Genomic DNA, 23736 nt, shown 5'->3' on the forward strand with positions numbered 1-23736 from the left:
TCACTGCTCAGCGTCCAAGCATAGTTAAGACTCGCTGACTGTGCCTTGATCGGCCAGGGTCAATTGCTGCTGCAGGGCCTGCGCCAGTTCGAGCATCGCCTGGCTGGTTGCCGCCCAGCGACGGGCAATCTCCTGTGATGCGAGCGCTTGCTCGCAAGCGGCCTCAAGCTCATCGCAACATTCGATCAACCGCGAGGCCTGCGCGATGCGTGCTGCGCCCTTGATCTTGTGCGCAGCCACCGCCAGCGCTTCGCGATCATCCTCGGGCGACAGCCTGAGCAGTTCCTCGCGGTCGAGGCGGCTGCTCTTGAGCAGCTCCACCAGCATGCGTCGGGTCTGCGCCGGGTTGTTGCCGGTCAGCAAGCTCAGACTTTGCAGATCGAACACCGAGGCCGGTGAAGCCGGCGTGATGCCGTCGATCCACTGTCCGAGCAGGGTCAGACTCAACGGTTTGAACAGGCAGTCGTCCATGCCGGCGAGCTTGCAGCGCTGGACTTCTTCCGGCTGGGCATTGGCGGTGAAACCCAGCACGGTGCACGGCGGGCGATGGTTTTGCAGTTCAAGCTGGCGAATCCCACGGGTCATCTCATAGCCGTTCATCAAGGGCATGTTGCAGTCGACGATCACCAGATCGAAATGATCGGCCTTCCACCGCTCGAGGCCGCTGCAGCCATCTTCGGCAATGCTGAAGCGATGTCCGAGAAACTCCAGTTGCTGGCACATGAGCAAACGGTTGGCCGGATGGTCGTCGACAACCAGGACATGTAACGGCGTTGTCGCAGGCTTGATCAACGGCTCGCTTTTCGGCGGATTCGCCTTTGCCGGCAGGCTGTCCAGCGGCAGCGATATGCACACCTGAGTGCCGATGCCGGGCTGGCTGCTCAACTGCAGTTGTCCGCCCATCATTTCGCACAGGTTGCGACTGATGACCAGCCCCAGTCCGGCGCCGTTTTTTGCCTGCCGACTGCCGTTTTCCGCCTGCGAGAATGGCTCGAACAAGCGCTGTTGATCTTCGGCGCTGATGCCTGAGCCGCTGTCCTGCACGGTCAGCTGCATCAATGTTCGACCAGCAGCGTCTGCCGGGATCAGGTCGAGGGTGATCCGCACGTGGCCGCTTTCGGTGAACTTGATAGCGTTGCTGACCAGGTTGGACAGCACCTGCTTGAAGCGCAGCGGATCCAGATGCACATCCACAGCCGGGTGCGGCGGGTTGAAGACGACTTGCAAGGCAAGGTTTTTCTGCCGCGCTAGGCCGTCGAAGATGCGTGCAACGGAGGTTACTGTGTCGACCAGATTGATCCACTCCGGGGACAGGCTCAGACGTCCCGACTCAATGCGGGCAATGTCGAGGATATCGCCGATCAGCCCGAGCAGATCCTTGGCCGAATGGTAGGCCGTGTCGATCGATGCGCGATCGGGGTGTTGCGGATCGATGCGTCGCAGGGTCAGTTCGAGCATGCCGATTACGGCGTTCATCGGCGTACGGATCTCATGGCTCATGGTTGCCAGGAAGGTACTTTTGGCCCGGTTCGCCTCGTCCGCCTGCTCTTTGGCTGCACGCAGTTTTTCAAACAATTGGCGGCGTTCACTGATGTCTATCCAGCCGCCGATAATCCCTTGAACGTCACCGCTGGAGTCGCGGTAGGGAAGAATCCAGTGGTAAATCGTCAAACGGCGGTTGCCGATGTGCAGGGGCCGGTCGAGGATCAACGGAATGCCTTCGGCAATGACTCTCTGGTAATCGGCCTGGAATGCCTCGGCCTCGCATGCGTTGCTCAGGGTGCCATGCATCACGCCTTTGCCGATGATGTCCTCGCGTCTGGCGTTGAACGCTTCGAGATAACTGTCGTTGCAACTTTGCAGCAGACCCTGGCGATCTCGCACGTAGATCGGGTGCGGCGTGCCGTTGACCAGCGAGCGCATGAACTCCAGTTGATCGTTCAGTGCACGTTCGGCAGCCTGGCGTTGTTTGATCTGGTGGCGCATGTAGGCGTTCCAGGTCAACAACAGCAGCAGGATCAGGCCGGCGGCTGCGACCACTTGGTAGAACAGGCGCTGGTAGTTTTGCCAGATGTTCTGTGATGCCGTGGAGTAACCGCGCCAGCGGCCGTTGATCACGCCGAGCTCCTCGGGAGCGATGCTCAGCAGCGCCTTGTTGATGATCGAGGCCAGTTCGGTGTTGTCACGGGCGGTCGCCAGCGAGAAGGCTGCCTGACTGGTGCCGATCGTGGTGGTGATTTGCAGTGGCCGATCGAATATGCGCGATGAGATGAAATAGTTGGCGATCACTAGCGAGTTCACCGCACCGTCGACATGGTTCTCGGCGAGCATCGACACGGCGCTGAACGTGTCGGGGGTTTCGATCAGTTCGATGCCCGGAAAATTCTCATGCAAGTAGGCGACCAGCGGATTGCCTTGAGCGATTGCCAGCCGCTTGCCTTTGAGTTGGCCCAGATTGGTCGGGCTGTCGGCGCTTTTGCGGGTCAGCAGCACGTAGGAATTTTCCAGATACGGGCGACTGAAACTGAGGTTTTTTTCACGTTCGGCGCTGGGCAGCAGGGCTGCGATCAGATCGGCCTTGTGATTGTCGATCTGCCTGATCATTTCCGCATCGTTGCGGCTGCGCTGAACCTCGAAACGCAGGCCGGTACGCAAGCGGATCAGCTCGAGCAGGTCGGCACTGATGCCGCGGAAATTGCCGGCGCTGTCGAAGAAGGTCAACGGTGCGTAAGCTTCATTGACCACCACGCTGACGACGGGATGCTGCTTGAGCCAGTTTTCCTCACGATCTGTCAGCTGCAGTTTTCTGTCAGTGAGCAGCAGGTCGCTGCCGGCGCTCCAGCGCTTGGCGATGTCGTCGCGCTGACTGCTCGGGATCGCTGCGAGCACCGTGTCGATGATGCCCAGCAGCTGCGGATTGCTGCGCCGCACGGCGAAGCTGAAGCCATGGGCTTCCTGCTTGCCGAAGTTGGCCATACGGACATTGTTGAGATAGCCCTTGTTGATCATGTAATGGGTGGAGAGGGTGTCGCCGAGAAACACATCGGCCTGGTCGAAGGCCACCGCGTTGATTGCATTCTGGTAGGACGGATAGCAGGTGATCAGCGCTTTGGGATACAGCGCTTTGATCTCGGGCACCGGCAGGTAGTGATACACCATGCTCAGGCGCAGCCCGGCGAGGCCTTCGGTCAACGAGCGGGTTTCGTCCTCGCGGGTTACCAGTACGGGCTGATCGACCGCATAGGGTCTGGAAAGCGCGAGGTTGGCATTGCCTGCTTCGTAGCCGTTGGCTGTGCCAAGCAGGTCGATCTGGCCATCGATCAAGGCGCGAATTGCAGCCTCGCGCGAGGGAAAGCGTTGCACGCGAATCGGCAAACCGGTGGCCTGACCGAGAATCCCTGCGTAATCGGCGGTCAGTCCCTCGTAGTCCTGGCCACTGACGGTCATGTCGAATGGCGGGTAATCAGGTGCGGAGGTACCCAGTTTCAGTTCGCTGCGAGTCTGCAGCCATTGCCGTTGTGACGGCTGCAGGACAGTTTGCACGGCCTCGGTGGCCGAGCGGCTGAGCAATGCATAGTCCGGTGAAGCGCTTGGCGCGGCGAGGGCATTGGCGCTCAGGTACAGAACAGCGCTCAAGGCAATCAGGTAGTCCTTTACACGGCTGGGCATGCGGAGTCTCACACGAGTGCGTTACGTTTGGCCATCTCGATAAGTTCTACAAGGGATCTGGCTTTGAGTTTTTGCATCAGACGCTTTTTATAAGTGCTGACGGTTTTGTTGCTGAGAAACATGCCCTTGGCTATTTCCTTGTTGGTACGTCCCTGAGCAAATAACTGCAATACCATCAGTTCGCGGTCATTGACGGATTTGAACAGTTCAAGTTCAGCGTATCGAGTGTCGTCGGCGCGCACCGGATTAAGCGCTTGACTGGGGAAATAGTTATAACCGGAAAGTACCGCTTTGATTGCGCTGACCAATTCGCTCAAGTCTTCCTGCTTGCAGACATATCCCGATGCGCCGGATTGCATGCAACGAATGCCGAACAGCGTAGGACACTGCGCCGTCAGGATCAGAATCTTGAAATTCGAACCCATGGTGTTGAAGCGGGCCAGCACTTCGAGGCCGTCCAGCTTGGGGATGCTGATATCGAGAATGACCAGGTCGGGCATGCACTCACGGACCATCTGCATGGCATCGACACCGTTATCGGTCTCGCCGACGACCTTGTAGCCTTCATGTTCCAGGAGCATTCGCACGGCGAGGCGGATGACCGGATGATCGTCCACAATAAAAACGGAGTTCATAAATAGAGTCCCATGCAAGCATGAATAAAGCGCGCACCTTAGCTCAGATGCATGAGCACTCGCATGGACTGGTAGTGTCGCGACTACGTTATCGGATTAATCCTACGCGTAATGAGGAAAGAGACTACGTTGAAATTAGGTTCGGCGTAAGGAAGGGCGAGCAATCAATTAGCCGAAGATTGAAATGATCCGAAGGCCAATATTGATATTCAATTATTTGTCGGTGTTTAAAGTTGTGTTTAATCAGCGGTGTTTATTTGATCTGGTTAATGGGTCAAGCGTAGTTGAATCTCACCTGGTTCACAGGGGCATTCAGCAAAACTCTCATGGGGGTCAGCCGGTCAGATCAGTGACCGGCTGACCCCTCAAGACTCAGTGACTTGAACGCCCGGTCATTTCCAGTGCCATGTCACTGGCGTAACTGTCGGTCATGCCGGCGATGAAATCGATCATGCGCAGAAACGAACTGTGCAACGAACCCTGCGGATCCGGCGCATTGTTGCCAAGCAAATCGAGGATGCGCCGGCTCTTGAACGACGGCGTGCGACCGTTGTGCTGCTCCAGCGCGGCGCCGCAGAACGAATTGAGCAGGATCTCCAGCGTCGTGTACGCGCCGATCTCGTGCAGGGTCTTGCGCTTGTCCTGAAAGATTTTCTTGCGCGCGATGTCCTTGGCGTTCAACACGCAGCGCTTCGCCGGCCCGTGCATGTGTTCGACCAGATCGCCGTGCAGCGTGCCGGCGAGCAGAGCATCCTGCTGTTCGACAAATGCCCGCGCCGCCGCGTTGGTCAGGTGCTCGATGGCCTTGCCGCGCAGGATCGCCAGTTTACGCCGCCGGGAATCCTGCGGGCCGAGCTGGCGATAGGTTTCCGGCAAATCGTCGCCGACCAGACCGAGCAGCAGTGACTCGACTTCGGCGTATTCGAGCAACTCCATTTCCAGACCGTCTTCGAGATCGATCAGCGCATAGCAGATGTCATCAGCGGCTTCCATCAGGTAGACCAATGGATGGCGTGCCCAGCGCTGGTCTTCGATTTGCGGCAGGCCGAGTTTGTGCGCGATCTGTTCGAGCAATGGCAGCTCGCTCTGATAGCAGCCGAATTTGTGTTTCTTGTAGCCGAGGGAGTCGGCGTGGCGCGCGGTCCATGGGTATTTCAGATAGGTGCCCAGCGTCGCGTAGGTCAGGCGCGTGCCGCCGTCGAACTGGTGATATTCCAGCTGCGTCAGCACGCGAAAGCCTTGAGCATTGCCTTCGAAATTGAGGAAATCACCACGCTCGGCCTCGCTCATGCCGTCCAGCCAGCCACGCCCGGCGGCTTGTTGAAACCAGTGGCGAATCGCGTCTTCGCCGGAATGGCCGAACGGCGGATTGCCGATGTCATGCGCCAGGCAAGCCGATTGCACGACCATGCCGAGGTCGGCCGGGTCGCACCAGTCTGGCAGCGCGCTGCGCAAGGTTTCACCGACACGCATGCCCAGCGAACGGCCGACACAACTGACTTCCAGCGAGTGGGTCAGGCGGGTATGAATGTGATCGTTGCTGGTGACCGGGTGCACTTGGGTCTTGCGCCCGAGGCGGCGAAAGGCACCGGAGAAAATGATGCGGTCATGGTCTTTGTGAAAAGGGCTGCGGCCGAGTTCTTGCGGGCTGTGCAGCGGTTTGCCGAGGCGTTCGCGGTTGAGCAGGGTTGGCCAATCCAAGGCTGAATCTCTCCGTCTGGTGACTGATCGTCCTAGCTTCCCGGTTCGGCCCTGTGCCTGCAAGCAGAACTACAGGCCTGCTGCGTCGATATCGATCAACAGCAAGCGTTCACCGTTATCGAAAAACTGTCCGGCAGTCAGGCAATACTGGTTGCTGGTGGCATCGCGATAGGTGTTCGACAGGGTCAGGCGGCGTTCTTCCCAGCCTTCGGCCAGCAGATGATAGAAATACGGTCGCCACGACCAGTTGTGCCCCAGATAGCGGTCATCGGCAAACCAGCCGTCATGGCGCCATTCGAGGTTGGGCGTCAGTTGCGTGCCGTGGCGATCGCACTGATAAAAGCGCAGCAGCCAGGGAAACGCCTGCAATTGCGGCAATGCACTGAGCGGGGCGCGGGCCTGGGCCCATTGCTGCAGAATCGCCATCAGTTCGCTGAGCTGCTGACGCATCTGCATCAGCCTTCCGCGCTCGCTGAGTTTCTGTTTTACGTAGCGCTGCCTGAGTTGGGCGAAATGCGCGACGAAAGCATCCGTAGCGAAGAAGTCTTCCTGCGCCCGGGCGAAAAGAAAACCTTGTACGTAGCGCGAGCCGCACTCCAGGGCGAAATTCAGCTGTGCTTCGGTTTCGACGCCTTCAGCGATGATCCAGCAGCCGGTTTTTTCGGCCATCTGCGCAAGTGCTTTGACCACGTCACTGCTCGGTCCGCCGAGGGCCGCAGCCTGAAACAGGCGCATGTCGAGCTTGAGAATGTCCGGTTGCAGGGCCAGTACCCGATCCAGCTGCGAATAGCCGGCGCCAAAATCATCGATGGCGATTCTCGCCCCTGCGTTACGGTAGCGCCCGACCACGTGGGCCAGGCGTTCGCTGTTACCACCCAGTTCGGTGATTTCGAAAACGATGCGCTGCGGATCAACCTGGTGTCGCGCCAATTGCTTGAGGCTTGGCAGCGCTTGATCGGCGCGCAGGCGACTGATCCAGCGTGGCGACATGTTCAGGCTGAGGAACCACTCCGCCGGCGCTTCATGCAGGCGGCTGAGGGCGTGGTCACGGATCTGCCGATCGAGACGGCGCAAGGCGGTGGCCGGGGTCCGTGGGTCGGCGAACAATGGCCCGACCGAGGTCAGTTGACCATCGCTCTGGCGCAAGCGACCGAGTGCTTCGACACCAGCGATGCGGCCTGTGGCGGTATCGATGAAAGGCTGAAAACAGGCGAGCGGTTGCCCGTCGATCACGGCAAGTCCTTAATCTTGTTTTTGGTTTGGCCGCGCTTGCCGGATAGGCACGCGGGATGGAATCTCCCGATAAGGAGATTCATCCCGGCGCTATTGCAAGAATGTAGCCAGATGGGCGCTTCAGCGTTTGCCCGAGCTGTGCATGACCAGTCTGATCAGCGGCCCAAGCGTCGTGCCCAGACGCAGCAGTCGCGTCAAACCGCCACCACTGCTGCGTTTCGAGCCTTTGCCGGTGAGGAAACCCAGCAGCGTCACCGCCGCCACGCCCCACAACGGCGCGTGCTTGATGCCGAAACCGTCCTGCACGTTCTGCTTCATGCCACGCATGCGCTGCAACGGTTGCAACACTTGCGCGGTCTCGTGGCGGATTTCCTGACGATGCATTTCCATGCGCAGGCGGATCAGTGCCTTGCGCATTTCCCGGCGCGAGCTGTTGTGCGGAAGTTCAGGCAGGCTCATGGCAGCAGACGCTCCCGGTCGTTGGCCAGCTCTTCGAGCGTGCCGTGGAAAGGCGAGGACTCATCGAAAATCGCCGCTTTGAGGCGCAGGCCGCAGAAGATCGACGCCAGCGTGTAAAACACGCACAGGCCGATGATCGCTGCCAGGCGGTAGGTGTCCCAGAAGATGATCATCACCAGCGTCGACAGACCCACCAGCAACAGCAGGGCAAACACCAGTGCCAAGCCCGCGAACAGCAGCAGGCTGACGGTACGTGATTTCTGCTCCTGCAATTCGATGCCGAACAACTCGACATGACTGTGCAGCAGGCCCAGAACGGCAGCGCCGAGGCGACGTGTGGAGGAGGCGGTGCCCGTAGTCGGGCCGGATTCACCGATCGACATGATCAGCGCCGAGTTGCCAGCAGGCCGATCAGAAAGCCGACGCCGGCAGCGATGCCCACCGATTGCCATGGGTTGGCCGATACATAGTCTTCAGTAGCGGTGACCGCCGCCTGACCGCGTTCGCGCAGGGTGTCTTCAGTCACTTTCAGGGTTTCCCGGGCACGCAGCAGGCTGTCGTGAATCTGGGCACGCAGCTCATCGGCCTGATCACCAGCGAGGGTCTTGGTGTGCTCGAGCAGGCGTTCGGTGTCGGCGACCAGAGTCTGGAAGTCGTTCATCAGGATTTCTTGAGCAGTCTTTGCCTTGATGCTGGCCATGGGTGGATCTCCGTAGGTGGCTTTGAAGCGTTCGAGTATGAGCCTTGCGCGAAGGTTCAGTGCAAATGCCTGGTACAACTTTTGCTGTGTCGTGGTGCGTCGCTCCGCGTATGTGCGCTGTTGCCGGGCGTCCGAGCAGAAAAACTCTAATTCATTTGCTAGCCGTTTGTGATCGGGCATCGATATATGCGCCAAATCAGTTCATCAACCCTGCGGTTGTATGACTGATGAGTCGTAATTTGGTGCATGAAATGCCCGCATGAACCGCTTTGGTGCCTTTTAGCCTTGGGTCTGCCTCCTCATGGAAAATCTGCAAAGCGCTGTGGACACGCTGGTTCACAGCTCCAACACGTTGTTCATTCTGATCGGTGCGGTGATGGTACTGGCGATGCACGCCGGTTTCGCCTTTCTGGAGGTCGGCACGGTCCGGCAGAAGAACCAGGTCAACGCGCTGGCGAAAATCCTCAGCGACTTCGCCGTCTCGACCCTGGCCTATTTCTTTATAGGCTATTGGATCTCCTATGGCGTCACCTTCATGCAACCGGCGGCGGTGCTCGCGGCTGACCACGGCTATGGCCTGGTGAAGTTTTTCTTCCTGCTGACCTTCGCTGCCGCGATCCCGGCGATCATTTCCGGCGGCATTGCCGAACGCGCGCGTTTCGTCCCGCAGTTGTGCGCGACGGCGCTGATCGTAGCGTTTATCTATCCGTTTTTCGAAGGGCTGATCTGGAACGGCAACTTCGGCTTGCAAGGCTGGCTGGCGGAGCAGTTTGGCGCGGCATTCCATGATTTCGCCGGCTCGGTGGTGGTGCATGCCGTGGGCGGTTGGCTGGCGTTGGCCGCTGTTCTGCTGCTCGGCCCGCGCAATGGTCGCTACCGCGATGGGCGCCTGGTCGCGTTCGCGCCGTCGAGCATTCCGTTTCTGGCGCTGGGCTCGTGGATCCTGATTGTCGGCTGGTTCGGCTTCAACGTGATGAGCGCGCAAACCCTGCAAGGTGTCAGTGGCCTGGTCGCGGTCAACTCGCTGATGGCCATGGTCGGTGGCACCGTCGCCGCGTTGATCGTCGGGCGCAATGACCCGGGCTTTCTGCACAACGGCCCGCTGGCCGGGCTGGTGGCGATTTGCGCCGGCTCCGACCTCATGCATCCGGTGGGTGCGCTGGTAACCGGCGCGATCGCCGGAGCCTTGTTTGTCTGGTGCTTTACCGCTGCCCAAGTCAAATGGCGCATCGATGATGTGCTGGGCGTATGGCCGCTGCATGGTTTGTGTGGCGTGTGGGGCGGGATTGCCTGCGGCATCTTCGGTCAGTCTGCGCTGGGTGGCCTGGGCGGTGTCAGCCTGATCAGCCAGTTGATCGGCACTGCGCTTGGCGTCGCGGTCGCGCTGGTCGGCGGTTTCGTCGTCTACGGCGCGATCAAGGCATTGCATGGGCTGCGCCTGAGTCAGGAACAAGAGTATTACGGCGCCGACCTGTCGCTGCACAAGATCGGCGCGGTGAGTCAGGACTAGATTTCCTCATCATTGGCTCCGGGATAGAAACCGTGGAGCAGGCGATAGCGATCGATACGCACTTGATCGACCTTCTCCTGCACTTTGTGCGCGGGCAGGCCGAGCATGATCAGCGCATGTGAAGCGAGCATCAGGCTCGACTCCAAAAGCTCCGGCACCACCTCGGTGGCACCGGCGGCTCTGAGTTCCGCCGATTGGCTGTCGTCACGGGTGCGTACCAGAATGGGCACCTGTCGGTTGAGTCGGCGGGCTTCGCGCAGAATGCGCAACGCCACGTCGCTCTGATCTACAGCAATCACCAGCAGCCTGGCGCGCAACAGGCCAACCGCAGTAAGCAGATCGCCACGCGCCGAGTCGCCGTAATGCACGTCGCTTTCCGCAGATGCGGCTTCCTGCACCCGCACCGGATCGTTGTCCAGCGCAACATAGGCTTGCCCGGCGTTGCCCATGAAGCGGCCGATGGATTGGCCGACGCGTCCGTAGCCGCAGATCACCACGTGCTGGTCGAGGTCGGCGTTGAGCGCGCTGATCTGTTCGATCTGCGCTTCCTGATTGGGCTTGCGGTGCAGCACGGCGGCGATGCGCGGCGCCGCACGCAACAGCAGTGGCGTGAGCAGCATCGAACAGAAGGTCGCCGCGAGCAGCAGGGCGCCCGGTTCGGCCGGCAACAGGCTGTTCTGCTGCATCTGCGCCATCAAGGCAAAACAGAATTCGCCACCCTGGGCCAGGGCCAGGCCGCTGCGCCATGCGGTTTCGCTGTCACTGCCGCGCCACTTCACCAGCAGCGCGACCACGATGCCCTTGATCAGCATCAGGCCGAGCGTCAGGCCGATGATCAACAGGCTGTGACTGACGAACAATTGCAGGTCGATCAGCATGCCGATGCTGACGAAGAACACGCCGAGCAGAATGTCGCGAAAGGGCCGGATGTCGGCTTCGATCTGGTGCCGGTAATGGCTTTCCCCGAGCAACATGCCGGCGAGGAAAGCGCCGAGTGCAGGCGACAGCCCCAACAAGTGCGTGAGCCAGGCAGTCAGCAGCACGATCACCAGCGCCAGCAGGACGAACAGCTCCGCAGAGCGCGAGGCCGCCACCTCATGAAACAGCCGTGGCAATAACCAGCGACTGGCGAGCAGCAGGCCGAAGAACAGCACCACGGTTTTGCCCAGGGTCAACGGCAGGGCCCAATACCAGGCCTGCTCGCTGGTGCCGGCGAAGACCGGAACCAGTGTCAGCAGCAATACCGCGACAACGTCCTGAAACAGCAACACGCCGACCGCGTTCTGGCCGTGGCTGCTGAATACTTCACCAAGACTGCCCAGCTCCTTGGTCACGATCGCCGTGGATGACAGCGATAACCCTGCGCCGAGTAACAGCGCCGGCATCAGCGGCATGCCCAGGCCCATCAACAGTGTGCCGAGCAGCGCTGTGCTGATCAGCACTTGCTGACTGCCGAGGCGAAACACCACCTGACGCAGCGCAATCATCTTCGACAGGGAGAACTCCAGACCCAGCGAAAACAGCAGAAACACCACGCCCAGCTCGGCGACATCGGGCAGATGTTCGCTCTCGTTGACCCAGTCGAATGCGTTCGGCCCGACCAGTAATCCCACGCACAGGTAACCCAGCACCGGCGGCAGTCGCAGGCGCCGGAACAGGGCAATCACCACCAGGGATGAGGCGAGAATGATCAACAGATTTGCAAACACGGGACACTCCGCTGTCAGGGCGTTGGCCTCTGAAGCGTAGAGGCAAAAAGTCCGCGAGGATGACGCATTTGCAATTTGCGCTGAATGATTTGCGTCAGGATTTTGCCCCGGGAGCGCTGGGTCCTTTGGGCGGCGCCGGGTCGACGAGGGTTTAGTGGCGTCCTAGAATGGGCTCACTTGTTTTCCGGTAATGCCGTCATGTCTCCAGAATGTCAGCTGTTCGGCACCCTCGGGTGTCATCTGTGTGAAGTTGCCGAAGCCGAGCTGATGCCCTTCGTCGAGCATGGTCTGCTGGTTGAATTGGTGGACATCACCGAAGACGAATCGTGGTTCGAAAAATACAGCTTGCGCATCCCGGTACTGCGGCGGGTCGACACTGGCGCTGAGCTGGATTGGCCGTTCAGTGGCGACCAGGTAGTGGCATTTTTAGGCTGTTGATTTTGCCTTGATCCTTCCGCTGGTCGCAGCGATACATCCTTGCGTTGGCGCTCGCTGAGTTCTTCGGTTACTGTATGTCCATACAGCAATCGAGTCAGAGGGATGAACCGTGGTCAATGTCGAACAGTTGAAGAGCAGCGTTAACCGGATGTCGGTGGACGTGGTGCGCGAGGCCGTCCTCGAATTGCGCCTGGACGGGCTGGTCACGGAAGGCAAGACGCCATTCAACAAGCTGCATTTCAATACCTGCTTTGCCGAAATCGAAGCCCTTTTTCAACGCGCCGGTTATCACAAGCAGCTGGATGTGGTCGGTTATCAGGGACTGTTATACGCGTTGTACGATCCAGGGCGTTGGGAAGCGGTCGATGTGTTGCGCTGGCTGAAGGAGTTCACCGAAGCGGCGGCCCTCAAGTCGATTCCGGCCTGATCAAACTGCGCTAGGTGGCTTTGCCTCACTGTTGGATAATGCCGGCTTGCATTGAGGAATTCTGTTTCGTATGTCCAGTCCCGTATTTTCCGCTGCGCACAATCAGGCCAGCACCTTGTACTTGCCGCCCGGTTCCTGGCTGACGGTACTCGATTGCCTGTGCGAGCACTTCAGTGCCATCGGCCGCGAACAGTGGCTTGACCGGATTGCTCGCGGACGGGTGCTGGATGCGCATGGCCAGCCAATTGCGCTGGACTTGCCGTACAGGGAGGGTCTGCGCATTCACTACTTTCGCGAAGTGCCGGACGAGAAGCCGATCCCGGTTCTCGAGTCGATTCTCTATGCCGATGAACACTTGGTGGTGGCCGACAAACCTCACTTTCTGCCAGTCACCCCGGCCGGGGAATATGTCGAACAAACCCTGCTGCGGCGGCTGATCCGTCGGCTGGACAATTCGCATCTGGTGCCGCTGCACCGCATCGATCGGCATACGGCGGGGCTGGTGATCTTTTCGGCCAATCCGCAGACCCGCTCGGCCTATCAGTCGTTGTTTCCGACCCGGCAGATCGACAAGCGCTACGAAGCGATTGCCCCGGCGTTGCCCGAGCTGAATTTCCCTCTGGTGCACAAGAGCCGCCTGGTGGATGGCGAGCCGTTCTTCCGCATGCAAGAGGGGCCTGGCGCCAGCAATACCGAAACGGCGGTCGAGGTGCGTGAGAAAAATGGTGATCTGTGGCGCTATGGCCTGTATCCCGTGACGGGCAAGAAGCATCAGTTGCGTGTGCACATGACGTCGCTGGGAGCGAGTATCTGCAACGATCCGTTTTATCCGACTGTGTTGAAAGATGTCGAGGACGATTACGCCAACCCGTTGAAGCTGCTTGCGCAAGGCCTGCGCTTCATCGACCCGGTGACCGGTGAGTTGCGGGAGTTCGAGAGTCAAATCACCTTGCAGTGGTAATGCTGAAACTGCTTTCCGAGTGCCCATGAAAAAGCCCGCATGACAATGCGGGCTTTTCTGTATCCGGTAACGACGCGGAGCCTTACAGCTCTTTAACGGTACGAACCTGATCCTTGTTGATGCGGGTCTCTTTGCCGTCCAGCTGCTGGAACTCGTAGAAGCCCGAATCATCATCGTATTTCGGGGTGTCGACGGCCTGGATTTCGCGACCGTCATTCAAGGTGATCACTGTTGGCGAGGAGCAACCTGCGAGGGTTGCCAGGCCCAGTGCGAGCATGAAAGTGGCGAGGGTCCGTTGAGTCATGAGTGTGTCTCCGAATGGGAAATCTTCTGGTTACTGAGCTTGAGACGTAAACAAGGCGTGAGAGTTCCTTGGATAGTGTCAGTCTGACACAGTGTTGTGCAGATGTAACAATTCGGGGGTGTTGAGATTGGCCAGTCGCGGGTCGTTGTCAGGGCATTGCAATGCGACGGCGCCGAGGCTGCGCATTACCCGCCCCGGGCTGCGCTCGCCTGCATTCCAGGCTGCTTCGAATGCCGGCAACAGCGCCACGGGAATCACGCACAGCAGCGGTTCCCAATGCTCGCCGTGGCGCAGCATTAAAGGTTTTTCACGTTGCAGATTGGCAGTAATCAGCATGTCTTCGAGCAAGGCCTCGTCGATTCGCGGCACATCACATGGCAACACCAGCAGATGCGCATGGCGCGCCGCTTTCAGCCCGGCACGAATACCGGCCAGCGGCCCGGGGAAATCGCCTTCATCATCCATCACCAACTGATCGGCAAACCCGGCATAACGCTCGCGATTGCGGTTGCAGGAGATGATCAGATCGTCGGTCAACGGCCGTACCTTGCGCTGCAAATGCGCGATCAAAGGCTCGCCCAGCCACTCGATAAGCCCCTTGTCCTGACCGCCCATGCGCTGGCCGCGTCCACCGGCCAGAAGCAGGACGGAGCAGGGCGACAATTGACTGTTCGACGGCATGACGACTCTCCAGAGGGCGGCGGAAAAATGAGCCGCTGTGATATAACACCGGGCTGTTTCCCCTACAACTGGAAGAGCCTATGAAAGCCAAGGCTGATGTACCTTTCGTGCCGCTCAATATTGCGGTGCTGACTGTCAGCGACACCCGAACCCTGGAAACCGATACCTCCGGCCAGGTCTTCGTTGATCGCTTGATCGCGGCCGGTCACGCGCTGGCCGAGCGGGTTTTGCTTAAAGATGATCTCTACAAAATCCGTGCGCAAGTCGCCAACTGGATTGCCGACGATGTGGTTCAGGTTGTGCTGATCACCGGCGGCACTGGCTTCACCGGGCGTGACAGCACACCGGAAGCGGTGGCATGCCTGCTCGACAAACAGGTCGACGGATTCGGCGAACTGTTCCGCCAGATATCCGTGGCCGATATCGGCACTTCGACTGTGCAGTCCCGGGCCTTGGCTGGTCTGGCCAACGGCACGCTGGTTTGCTGCCTGCCGGGTTCGACCAATGCAGTGCGCACCGGTTGGGACGGCATTCTCGCTGAGCAACTGGACGCCCGTCATCGTCCCTGCAACTTCGTCACCCATCTGAAGCAGGCGGCGCCTTGTGAATCCCGTGGGTAAGCCGGGCAAGACCGGCAGTTTGCTGCCTGTCGAAACGGCGCTCGAGCGTTTGCTGGCCATGGCCGATGCGTCGCGCATTGTCGAGCGCGAGCACTTGCCGCTGGCTCAAGTCGAAGGGCGGGTGCTGGCGGAAGATCTGATCTCGACGCTGGATCTGCCGCCATGGCCGAACAGCGCCATGGACGGCTACGCCTTGAACCTGGCGGATTGGCAGGGCGAGCCGCTGCCGGTCAGTCAAAAGGTCTTCGCCGGGCAATCTCCGCAGCCGTTGGAGCCTGGTACCTGCGCACGCATCTTTACCGGGGCACCGCTGCCGCCGGGCGCTGACTGTGTCGAGATGCAGGAAAACGCCGAAGTTCAGGCCGACGGCCGAGTGCGCTTTCTTGAGCCTTTGAAGGCCGGGCAGAACATTCGTCCGCAAGGGCAGGAAACCACGGTCGGCGAATTGGTACTGCAAGCTGGAACCCGGCTCGGACCGATTGAGCAAGGCTTGGCTGCTTCGCTTGGCTGTGCCGGCCTCAATGTCGTGCGCAAACCTCGCGTCGCTGTTTTGTCCACCGGCGACGAGCTGGTTGAACCCGGTCAGGCATTGGGTCCGGGCCAGATCTATAACAGCAACCGCGTGCTTTTGTGCAGCTGGCTGCAGCGTCTGGGTTGTGAAGTGATTGATGGCGGAATTCTCCCGGACGATCTGCCCACCACGCGGGCGCGGTTGGGCGAGCTACAAAATGTCGATCTGATTCTGTCTACCGGCGGTGTCTCGGTCGGTGAGGCGGATTTCCTCGGCATTGCCCTGCGTGAAGAAGGCGAGTTGGCCCTGTGGAAGCTGGCCATCAAGCCCGGGAAGCCGTTGACCTTCGGCCATTTTCGCAACGTGCCGGTGATTGGCCTGCCCGGCAATCCCGCCTCGACGCTGGTGACGTTCGCCCTGCTGACGCGGCCTTATCTTTTGCGTCGCCTGGGTGTGCAAGCCGTCGAACCACTCAAGTTTGCAGTGCCAGCAGGCTTTGTCTGGCCGGTGGCCGGCAACCGTCGTGAATATTTGCGCGGACGTTTGGAGCAGGGGCGCGCAATCATTTACCGCAACCAGAGTTCGGGTGTGCTGCGCAGCGCCGCGTGGGCCGACGGGTTGGTGGAAGTCCGAGAGGGCCGCACGCTGAGCGAGGGTGATGAAGTGAGCTTCATTCCCCTCAGTGACCTGCTGGGGTAGCCGGTCTTGCCCATGCACGCGTCGGCGGGTAAGCACGGCGCGTGCAACGATTGATTCGGTCAGTTGCTGATCAACGTCACCAACTGGTCGAATCGGCTGTTGGCCACCCATCCCAGCAGACCAAGGATGACAGCGGTAGCACCCGCCGAATACGCCAGACGGTGTTTGATCGTCCGCACATCATTGAGCACTTCGTCCATGTCGCGGCGCATGTATTTGAAGTGAGTCTCCAGCTCGCTGACTCGGGGTTCCATATCAAACTCTCCAGGGGTCTTGGCGCTGTTACAGAAGTCTGGTTTCTTGCTGGCACGACTTTCGGCGAGAGCGGCGACCGGGGTCACCGGTGCCTTGGTTTCATGGTTGCGCATGGAAGTACTCGCTGGTCGTAGCAACTGCACGCTTGCTGATTATTCCATTGCTCGATTCATGGAAATGAATCGCGGGGTATCCGTTCATTACCGGCACATCCTTGTGTTATTGAGTTGAAAGTTGGTGCTGCCGGCACACGGTGACCCAATGATCGGACGGGGTCAATTAAGCCGATTCCTCTTGTTCCGTACGAAAAAATACCGCTGTGTAGGACGCTGGCCGTTTGAAAAGCAATTAATTGCCATCCCTGCGGCTTTTTTAACGCGCGCAGTGGTCAAGATGTTTCAATCGATTTCAATTCTTGGAGTGACGTTATGAGTGAACGCCGGGCACTGCTGATCTTGCATGGCAAACAGGCACTCAACGAAGATGTCCGCGCTGCCGTCGAAGCCAAGCGTGAGCAAGGCTGGGAACTGGCTGTGCGAGTGACGTGGGAGGCTGGCGACGCCCAGCGTCTGGTTGAGGAAGCGTTGGCGGCCGGCTACAGCAAAATCATCGCCGGTGGCGGTGATGGCACGTTGCGCGATATTGCCGAGGCGCTGGCGCAGCATCCGCAAAAAGCCAGTCTCGTCCTCCTGCCGCTGGGCACCGCCAACGATTTTTCCCGTGCCGCCGGTATTTCCCTGGAGCCGGCCGAAGCCCTTGAGCTACTGGATGTTCAGCCCTCGGATATCGATCTGGGCGAGGTGGGCGGGCAGATTTTCCTGAACATGGCGACCGGCGGATTCGGTAGCCAGGTGACCGCCAATACTTCGGAAGACCTGAAAAAGGTCTTGGGCGGCGCCGCTTATCTATTTACCGGCCTGACCCGGTTCAGCGAACTGCATGCCGCTTACGGCGAGTTGCAAGGCCCGGATTTTCATTGGCAGGGTGAACTGCTTGCACTGGGAATCGGCAACGGACGGCAGGCGGGCGGCGGCCATGTGCTGTGCCCCGAGGCGCGAGTCGACGATGGTTTGCTGGACATCAGCATTTTGCCGGCACCGCAGGAGCTGGTCGGCACGCTGAAGAATCTGCTGAGCGAGGGCTTCGGCCTCGACAATATGTTTGTGCGGGCGCGATTGCCGTGGGTCGAGATCAAGGTCGCCGAAGGGCTGAGCATCAATCTCGATGGCGAGCCGCTGGAAGGCGACAGTCTGCGATTTGTTGCGAAACCTGCAGCGTTGCAGGTGCATCTGCCGAAGGACTCGCCGTTATTGGGCCAACAACCGTCAATCAGTCATCAAGGCTGATGATCTGTTCACGCACAGCGAACAGTACCAGGCCCGCCACGTCGTAGATTTGCAGGCGCTTCATGATCTGTGCGCGGTGGGTTTCGACGGTCTTGACGCTTAAGCCCAGGCCGTTGGCAATTTCCCGGGTCGATTTGCCGCGCACGATCAGGCGAAGGATTTCCAGCTGGCGCGCGGTCAGATTGTGCGAATCGGCGATGTCCGGCTGGCTTTTCTGGTTTCGCGTCAGTGCCTGATTGATCACCGTATGAGCGATGGCCGGGCTGAGGTAGCGTTCGTTGTTGCGCAGGGCTTCCAGCGCGTGCTCGAGCTCGGTGGCCGTGGTGTCCTTGAGCAGGTAGCCATGGGCACCGGATTCCAGCGCCTGCATGATCAGCGCCGGATCGGTGTGCATCGACAGGATCAGCACTTTGCTCTGCGGCCGAACGCGCTTGAGCCGTTGCAGGGCTTCCAGGCCACCGGTTTCCCTCATCGAGATATCCAGCAATACGATGTCTGGGCTCAATTGCTCGACCATTTCAAGCAATTGTGAACCATCACTGGCTTCGCCGATTACCGCGTAACCGGGAATATCCAGTACCAGAGCGCGCACGCCGGCTCTGATCAGCGAGTGGTCATCCACCAGAAGTAAGTTACAAGTCAACGCATAACCTTATTCGTACTGGCCCGTTCGAGTGCCCGAGGCGCCCACGGGAATAGTGCTTCGATTCGAGTGCCTTTGCCCGGCTCGCTGATAACGCTCAATGTGCCGCCCAACTGTTCGATGCGCTCGGCCATTCCGGCCATGCCGCGTTGGCCTTCTCTGGCCGGGTCGGCCGCCGGGGCAAAACCCAGGCCGTCATCACTGATCAACAGCGTCAGACCTTGCGGCAATCGCTGTACCCGAATCAACAGGTTTTTTGCCTGTGCGTGCCGGAGGATGTTGGTCACGGCTTCCTGGGCAATGCGAAACGCCGCGACGGCCATTTCCTCGGGGATGCCGTTGAGCCGTTGCTGGCAATCGAGACTCCAGTTGACCGGCGTGTTGGCCAGTGTCTTGAGCAAGTGCGCACGCAGGCTGGCTTCGAGGCCCAGGCTGGTCAATTGACGTGGATTGAGAATCGCCGAGACGTCACGCACCTTGGTCAGGGTTTCATCCAGCGTGTCGCAGAGGACCTTGCATTGTTCCTGCAGATCTTCCGGCAGGCGGCGTTTGAGCCAGTCACTTTGCAGCTTCGCGGCGGTGAGCAACTGGCCGATATCGTCGTGCAATTCACGGCTGAGGCGATGTCGTTCGTTTTCCTGGACTTGCAGCAGTCGATCAGCCAGCTCTTGTGGCTGAAACTTGATCGATTTGCGCGACAAGCGATATTGCACCCAGACGCACGCGGTGGCGGCGATGTCGAGTGCCAGCAACCCCAGTGGAATGTGCGCGGAAAAAACATAGGCCAGCAGACTGCCAATAGTCGCCAGAACACACAGCACTAGTGTGAAGCGCCGGGCGTTTTCCCGCGAGGGTGGCCATGTAATAAGTGACTTGAGACTGGCGTACATAACGGATGGAGCCAATGGATGTTCGCTGCGGGCAGACCGACCGGTGACTGGCGGATCTCTGTGTGGAAATACTGTCAATTATGTTATTGATTCATACCGCATTCGTTAAGCAATCATTGACCGGCAATAACATTGCTAATGAAACGCTGGAGTCACTGTGCCATTAAACGACAGGTAATTAACCGGCGGCATAATACCACTTAACATACCGTTGGTCGCGGTCGCTATATATGTCCATTCAGTCAGGAAATACCGGATCGTGGACGCAAGTTCCATATTGGAAAAAGTTGGAATTCTTGTAGTTGGACGACTTCGATTTTGCCTGGAAGTGTCTCGGGGAACACACAGGGAAAACCCTGATGGCGGCGTCTGGAAATCAGCCGTTGGTCGGGCAGATTATTTGCCCCGGATTGTCGCTGGCAGGTATGCACTATTCAATTACGACAGTTTCGCGGCCGGTTTTCTCAAGCCTGGTGAGCTATCAGAGACCCAGAGAGCAAACGTTTGCTCATCATCTTCGGTTCGAACGTGTCCTGGCCCATTTGTGCCGCGAAGGCCTCAAGCAGGGCTGTCTGCTCGCTGCCATCAAGGCTCAGTTGTCCGGTTTTATGATCGACCAGCTCAAGCTGCCATGCCATCAGGGTGAAACAGTCTCGCAAGGCATCGAGGGCCTGTTCGTGCAGGTCGACGCGATCCTGGGTCAGATTCAGCAGACTGTAGATGTGCAGGGAAAACTCGGAGATTGCTTCCAGTGCCAAGGCTTCGGCGCGGCCAGCAAGCTTCAGCAGAGTGCCGAGCATGCAGTCGATGGCATCCTTGTCATTGCTGATCAGTTGCAGATGGCTCAGGCATTCTTCGGACTTGGCGAGAAGCGTTTCGGCCTCGACCAGAAATTCGGGGAAGCGTTGCGCCCAGTCTTTACGGTCGATTGGCATGTTCATCTCCACCACGTCGTGTTGGTTGACGGATGGCCGTGTGTGGCGACGATCGTGAATCGTCGGCAGATCGCGCCCGGCGGTGCAGGTGCACTGACCGAGGGGTTCCAGAGGGTGGGTTGCCACTGAATTGCGATCGCACACAATAGCCTGACTCCGTTCATGCAATGAGAATGGCGTCACAGTAATGGCTATTGGAAATGGCGAATATCAGGTTGGGCCTGATTGATCCTAGGGGAATCCCTTAGGCGCGGGAACCTAACGTGCAAACCGAGGTCGCGCCGCAATGAATCTAGCAGATGAAATCACGATTGCCAGTAAAGCATGATGTCAGTGTGACATCAATGGCCGTTTATGGCATTTTTAGCGGCGCGCTTTACAGCAATCAAGATTAGCTGAATGCAGCCGATAAACCCCCATAGTGAATTCATCAGAACAAGCCCAGGAGTCATTGATGGCCGGCATTCTCGACACGGTAGACCAACGCACGCAACTGGTGGGTGAGAATCGCCTGGAAATCCTCATGTTTCGCCTGGCCGGACGCCAGCTGTTCGCGATCAACGTGTTCAAGGTTCAGGAAGTGCTGCAACTGCCCAAGCTGACCCTGATGCCGCAGCGTCATCCTTTCGTCTGCGGCGTGGTCAATCTGCGCGGGCAGACCCTGCCGGTGATCGACCTGTCCCAGGCAATCGGTATGCGCCCACTGGTGCCGGGCCCGAACAGCACGATCATCGTCACCGAATACAACCGTTCGGTGCAGGCCTTCCTCGTCGGCGGTGTCGACCGCATCGTCAACATGAACTGGGAAGCCATTCTGCCGCCGCCGACCAGTGCTGGCCGCCAGCATTATCTGACCGCGATCAGCAAGGTCGACGATCAACTGGTGGAGATCATCGACGTCGAGAAAGTCCTCGCTGAAATCGTCCCGTACAACGCCAAGGTCTCGCGCGAGAAACTCGACGACCCGGTACTGGAGCGCGCCCGTGGCCGCGAAGTGTTGCTGGTGGACGACTCCAACGTAGCGCTATCGCAATTGCGCGATACCCTCGGCCAGCTCGGGGTGAAGATGCACATTGCCAGCGACGGTCTGAAAGCCTTGAACATGCTCAAGGCCTGGGCCGATACCGGCGTGCACATGACCGACAAACTACTGATGATCTTCACCGATGCGGAAATGCCGGAAATGGACGGCTATCGCCTGACCACTGAAATTCGCAACGACCCTCGCCTGCGTGGCCTGTACGTCGTACTGCACACCTCGCTATCCGGCAGTTTCAACGACTCGATGGTGAAGAAGGTCGGTTGCGACAACTTCCTCTCCAAATTCCAGCCGGACAAACTGGTTGATGTGGTACGCCAGCGTCTGATGCTCGACGCCGTGCCGGCCTGAAACACGCACATCTTGCTTCCTGTGGGAGCGAGCCTGCTCGCGAAAGCGCAGGGTCGGACACATTGATGGTGAATGTGCCGGCCTCTTCGCGAGCAGGCTCGCTCCCACAGAAGTGTATTTACATTAATGACGGCTTTGATTCGGTATTGAAGCTCGTATAGGGTGGCGTTTTTCCTCCAAGGAAGCTGGCCATGCTGCGTCTGAGCGCGCTTTATCGTTACCCGTTGAAATCCGGCAAGGGCGAAATCCTGCAAAGCATCGAGCTGGACAAGCTCGGGCTGGCGGGCGACCGACGCTGGATGCTGGTGGACGAGGCCAGCGGGCGCTTTCTGACCCAGCGTGCCGAAGCGAAGATGAGTCAGTTGTCTGCTTTGTGGAATGCCAGCGGCGGTCTGACCCTCAGCGCTCCCGAGCAGGGATCTATCGAAGTCGCGCTGCCCGCTGCCGACGCCGAGCTGCGCGGTGTGACGATCTGGCGTGACACCCTGCGGGTGCCGGACGCCGGTGATCAAGCCGCGCGGTTTGTCAGCGACTTCCTCGGCAAGCCGACACGTCTGGTGCAAATGCCGCTCGAGCGGGCACGCACCACGCAGTCGGGTTTCGGCAAGGATGACGATCAAGTGGCGTTCGCCGACGGTTATCCATTGCTGCTGATCGGCGAAGCCTCGCGGCTGGCGCTCTCGGAAACGGTAGGGCGAGAGCTGGAGATGCTGCGCTTCCGTCCGAATCTGGTCATCGAAGGCAGCGCGCCTTACGCCGAGGACCAATGGAAACGCATTCGCATCGGCGATATCGAATTCCGCGTGGTCAAGCCATGTGCGCGTTGCATCATGACCACCGTCGACCCGCAAACCGGTGAGCGCAGCACCGATCGTGAGCCGTTCGCGACGTTGCAGAAACACCGCAGCACCGCCGATGGCGCAATGTTCGGGCAGAATCTGGTCAATGACGGCAACGGCCGCCTGGAAGTCGGCATGCCGGTGGAAATTCTCGAATAGACTTTCCCTGAAACGAAAAATGCCCGGGTCTTTTGGACGCGGGCATTTTTTTGCGCGGTGAAACCGGCGGGATCAGCCGCGGTATTCGCACAGGTAAGCGGTATCCACTTCGACTTTCAGTTGGAACTTGCTGTTGGCCGGAACGTTGAACTGGCTGCCGGCGGCGAAGGTTTCCCAGTCGCTGCTGTCTGGCAGTTTTACGCTCAGCGCGCCGGAAACCACATGCATGATCTCGCGCTGGCTGGTGCCGAATTCGTATTCGCCCGGGGCCATGACGCCAATGGTCGCCGGACCTTCAGCGGTGCCAAAGGCGATCGACTTGACGGTGCCGTCGAAGTACTCGTTGACTTTAAACATGGGCGGATTCCTCGAAAAGGGCTTAAAAGGGGGCGGCCAGTATGCACAAGGCTTTTCGCGCCGTCACGCGTCTAAAGCGGCAGGACCAGCGGCAATAACCGTGCAGTATTGCGGGCATCTTCCAGCGCGCGATGTTGTTGGCCGTTGAACTGCATGCCCGCCAGTTGCAACGCGCCGTTGAGCCCCAGCGGTCGTTCCAGGCGCCGAGCCTTGGCGAAGCGCTGTTTGAGGTTCATGTGCGGGACTTTGCTCAGGCCGCTGTCGATGTTCAGGCGCTGCCACTCCTGGAGCAACTGCTGGCGATCGTAACCGCCCCAACTGGCCCAGCCTTCAAGGCGAGCCTGATGCTGCGCCAGCCAACGCTCAAAGGCCGGCCAGACTTCGCTCAGCGGTTGCGCCGAATCGATGTTGGCCTGAGTGATGTGTGTCAGCTCCCGACAGAATGGCGTCAGCAATGGCCGGCGGGTCGGTTTGACGAAGCGCTGGAAGTGATCCTGCTCGCGCCCGGCGCGGTCGACCAGGGTCGCACCGATCTCGATAATTTCCATTTCCGTGACCGGCCAGCCACCCTCGTCTGTGGTGGCTTCCAGATCTATGACCAGCCAATGGGGCATCGCAGGGTTCCTGATTTCCGCGTTCTGATTTATCAGAGCGTAGTCAAACCC

The 23736-nt window shown here is 59.2% G+C and carries 25 protein-coding genes; 9 read left to right on the forward strand and 16 right to left on the reverse strand.

Annotation, left to right across the window (positions count from 1 at the left end; genetic code table 11):
• Nucleotides 1-24: 24 nt before the first annotated feature.
• The 7 genes from D8U61_RS20225 to D8U61_RS20255 form a co-directional block, all read right to left on the reverse strand.
• Nucleotides 25-3669 carry a transporter substrate-binding domain-containing protein gene (locus D8U61_RS20225; protein WP_130927527.1) on the reverse strand — a complete coding sequence of 1215 codons (3645 nt, stop codon included), beginning with the start codon at nt 3667-3669 and terminating at the stop codon, nt 25-27.
• A gap of 8 nt (nt 3670-3677) precedes the next feature.
• Nucleotides 3678-4304, reverse strand: a complete 627-nt coding sequence (locus D8U61_RS20230; protein ID WP_016770847.1) for a response regulator transcription factor — start codon at nt 4302-4304, stop codon at nt 3678-3680.
• A 372-nt stretch (nt 4305-4676) separates the two neighbouring features.
• Nucleotides 4677-6005, reverse strand: coding sequence for a deoxyguanosinetriphosphate triphosphohydrolase (locus D8U61_RS20235; protein ID WP_016770846.1), 1329 nt, complete (start codon nt 6003-6005; stop codon nt 4677-4679).
• A 69-nt stretch (nt 6006-6074) separates the two neighbouring features.
• On the reverse strand, nt 6075-7238 hold the full coding sequence (locus D8U61_RS20240) for an EAL domain-containing protein (protein ID WP_024013699.1): 1164 nt from the start codon (nt 7236-7238) through the stop codon (nt 6075-6077).
• Nucleotides 7239-7358: 120 nt separating this feature from the next.
• Complete coding sequence (locus D8U61_RS20245) at nt 7359-7697, reverse strand: hypothetical protein (RefSeq protein WP_016770844.1); 339 nt, start codon at nt 7695-7697, stop codon at nt 7359-7361.
• Nucleotides 7694-8080: a phage holin family protein gene (locus tag D8U61_RS20250; RefSeq protein ID WP_016770843.1), complete on the reverse strand. Its 387-nt coding sequence runs from the start codon at nt 8078-8080 to the stop codon at nt 7694-7696. The genes D8U61_RS20245 and D8U61_RS20250 overlap by 4 nt, the downstream gene beginning before the upstream one ends.
• 2 nt (nt 8081-8082) lie before the next feature.
• A complete protein-coding gene (locus D8U61_RS20255; protein WP_016770842.1) occupies nt 8083-8397 on the reverse strand; it encodes a YqjD family protein in 315 nt (104 codons plus the stop codon).
• A 301-nt stretch (nt 8398-8698) separates the two neighbouring features.
• Here D8U61_RS20255 and D8U61_RS20260 point away from each other — a divergent pair, with 301 nt between their 5' ends.
• Nucleotides 8699-9907: an ammonium transporter gene (locus D8U61_RS20260; protein WP_130903337.1), complete on the forward strand. Its 1209-nt coding sequence runs from the start codon at nt 8699-8701 to the stop codon at nt 9905-9907.
• Here the strand turns inward: D8U61_RS20260 and D8U61_RS20265 are convergent.
• On the reverse strand, nt 9904-11616 hold the full coding sequence (locus tag D8U61_RS20265) for a monovalent cation:proton antiporter-2 (CPA2) family protein (RefSeq protein WP_016770839.1): 1713 nt from the start codon (nt 11614-11616) through the stop codon (nt 9904-9906). The genes D8U61_RS20260 and D8U61_RS20265 overlap by 4 nt on opposite strands.
• A 198-nt stretch (nt 11617-11814) precedes the next feature.
• Here D8U61_RS20265 and D8U61_RS20270 point away from each other — a divergent pair, with 198 nt between their 5' ends.
• The 3 genes from D8U61_RS20270 to D8U61_RS20280 all read left to right on the forward strand — a co-directional run bounded on the left by D8U61_RS20270 (nt 11815) and on the right by D8U61_RS20280 (nt 13442).
• Nucleotides 11815-12054, forward strand: coding sequence for a glutaredoxin family protein (locus tag D8U61_RS20270; RefSeq protein ID WP_024013696.1), 240 nt, complete (start codon nt 11815-11817; stop codon nt 12052-12054).
• A 109-nt stretch (nt 12055-12163) separates the two neighbouring features.
• Complete coding sequence (locus D8U61_RS20275) at nt 12164-12481, forward strand: hypothetical protein (protein ID WP_016770837.1); 318 nt, start codon at nt 12164-12166, stop codon at nt 12479-12481.
• A 70-nt stretch (nt 12482-12551) separates the two neighbouring features.
• Nucleotides 12552-13442 (forward strand): pseudouridine synthase, encoded by an 891-nt coding sequence (locus tag D8U61_RS20280; RefSeq protein ID WP_130927528.1) that lies wholly within the window; start codon nt 12552-12554, stop codon nt 13440-13442.
• A gap of 82 nt (nt 13443-13524) precedes the next feature.
• Here D8U61_RS20280 and D8U61_RS20285 read toward each other — a convergent pair whose 3' ends face one another.
• Nucleotides 13525-13746: a YgdI/YgdR family lipoprotein gene (locus D8U61_RS20285; protein WP_016770600.1), complete on the reverse strand. Its 222-nt coding sequence runs from the start codon at nt 13744-13746 to the stop codon at nt 13525-13527.
• Between the two features lie 78 nt (nt 13747-13824).
• Nucleotides 13825-14427, reverse strand: a complete 603-nt coding sequence (gene mobA / locus D8U61_RS20290; protein WP_125926331.1) for a molybdenum cofactor guanylyltransferase MobA — start codon at nt 14425-14427, stop codon at nt 13825-13827.
• An 80-nt stretch (nt 14428-14507) separates the two neighbouring features.
• Here mobA and moaB point away from each other — a divergent pair, with 80 nt between their 5' ends.
• A complete protein-coding gene (gene moaB, locus D8U61_RS20295) occupies nt 14508-15047 on the forward strand; it encodes a molybdenum cofactor biosynthesis protein B (protein ID WP_016770598.1) in 540 nt (179 codons plus the stop codon).
• A complete protein-coding gene (gene glp / locus D8U61_RS20300) occupies nt 15031-16257 on the forward strand; it encodes a gephyrin-like molybdotransferase Glp (RefSeq protein ID WP_130927529.1) in 1227 nt (408 codons plus the stop codon). The genes moaB and glp overlap by 17 nt, the downstream gene beginning before the upstream one ends.
• A gap of 59 nt (nt 16258-16316) precedes the next feature.
• Here glp and D8U61_RS27840 read toward each other — a convergent pair whose 3' ends face one another.
• Nucleotides 16317-16625 carry a hypothetical protein gene (locus tag D8U61_RS27840; RefSeq protein ID WP_177433352.1) on the reverse strand — a complete coding sequence of 103 codons (309 nt, stop codon included), beginning with the start codon at nt 16623-16625 and terminating at the stop codon, nt 16317-16319.
• A gap of 315 nt (nt 16626-16940) precedes the next feature.
• On the opposite strand from D8U61_RS27840, the gene yegS reads away from it, so the two are divergent.
• On the forward strand, nt 16941-17858 hold the full coding sequence (gene yegS / locus D8U61_RS20310; RefSeq protein ID WP_016770833.1) for a lipid kinase YegS: 918 nt from the start codon (nt 16941-16943) through the stop codon (nt 17856-17858).
• On the opposite strand, the gene D8U61_RS20315 is transcribed toward yegS, so the two are convergent.
• The 3 genes from D8U61_RS20315 to D8U61_RS20325 form a co-directional block, all read right to left on the reverse strand.
• Complete coding sequence (locus D8U61_RS20315) at nt 17842-18501, reverse strand: response regulator transcription factor (RefSeq protein ID WP_041478445.1); 660 nt, start codon at nt 18499-18501, stop codon at nt 17842-17844. The two genes, yegS and D8U61_RS20315, sit on opposite strands and share 17 nt — an antisense overlap.
• The gene (locus D8U61_RS20320; RefSeq protein ID WP_123443514.1) at nt 18498-19391 is read right to left on the reverse strand and encodes a sensor histidine kinase; all 894 of its coding nucleotides are present in this window, start codon (nt 19389-19391) and stop codon (nt 18498-18500) included. Before D8U61_RS20320 ends, D8U61_RS20315 begins: the two co-directional genes overlap by 4 nt.
• A 464-nt stretch (nt 19392-19855) precedes the next feature.
• Nucleotides 19856-20326 carry a hypothetical protein gene (locus tag D8U61_RS20325; RefSeq protein ID WP_110601741.1) on the reverse strand — a complete coding sequence of 157 codons (471 nt, stop codon included), beginning with the start codon at nt 20324-20326 and terminating at the stop codon, nt 19856-19858.
• A gap of 454 nt (nt 20327-20780) precedes the next feature.
• Here D8U61_RS20325 and D8U61_RS20330 point away from each other — a divergent pair, with 454 nt between their 5' ends.
• Nucleotides 20781-21716 carry a chemotaxis protein CheV gene (locus tag D8U61_RS20330; protein WP_016770829.1) on the forward strand — a complete coding sequence of 312 codons (936 nt, stop codon included), beginning with the start codon at nt 20781-20783 and terminating at the stop codon, nt 21714-21716.
• A gap of 191 nt (nt 21717-21907) precedes the next feature.
• A complete protein-coding gene (locus D8U61_RS20335; RefSeq protein WP_125926329.1) occupies nt 21908-22714 on the forward strand; it encodes an MOSC domain-containing protein in 807 nt (268 codons plus the stop codon).
• Between the two features lie 72 nt (nt 22715-22786).
• Here the strand turns inward: D8U61_RS20335 and D8U61_RS20340 are convergent, their stop codons facing one another.
• Nucleotides 22787-23071 (reverse strand): pyrimidine/purine nucleoside phosphorylase, encoded by a 285-nt coding sequence (locus D8U61_RS20340; RefSeq protein ID WP_024013687.1) that lies wholly within the window; start codon nt 23069-23071, stop codon nt 22787-22789.
• Between the two features lie 71 nt (nt 23072-23142).
• Entirely contained in the window at nt 23143-23685 is a 543-nt protein-coding gene (locus D8U61_RS20345) for an exonuclease domain-containing protein (RefSeq protein ID WP_024013686.1), read from the reverse strand.
• Nucleotides 23686-23736: the final 51 nt, after the last annotated feature.

Origin of the sequence: Pseudomonas sp. Sample_14 (genome assembly GCF_004307515.1) — a bacterium.
In the GTDB taxonomy this organism is placed as follows: Bacteria; Pseudomonadota; Gammaproteobacteria; order Pseudomonadales; family Pseudomonadaceae; genus Aquipseudomonas; species Aquipseudomonas atacamensis.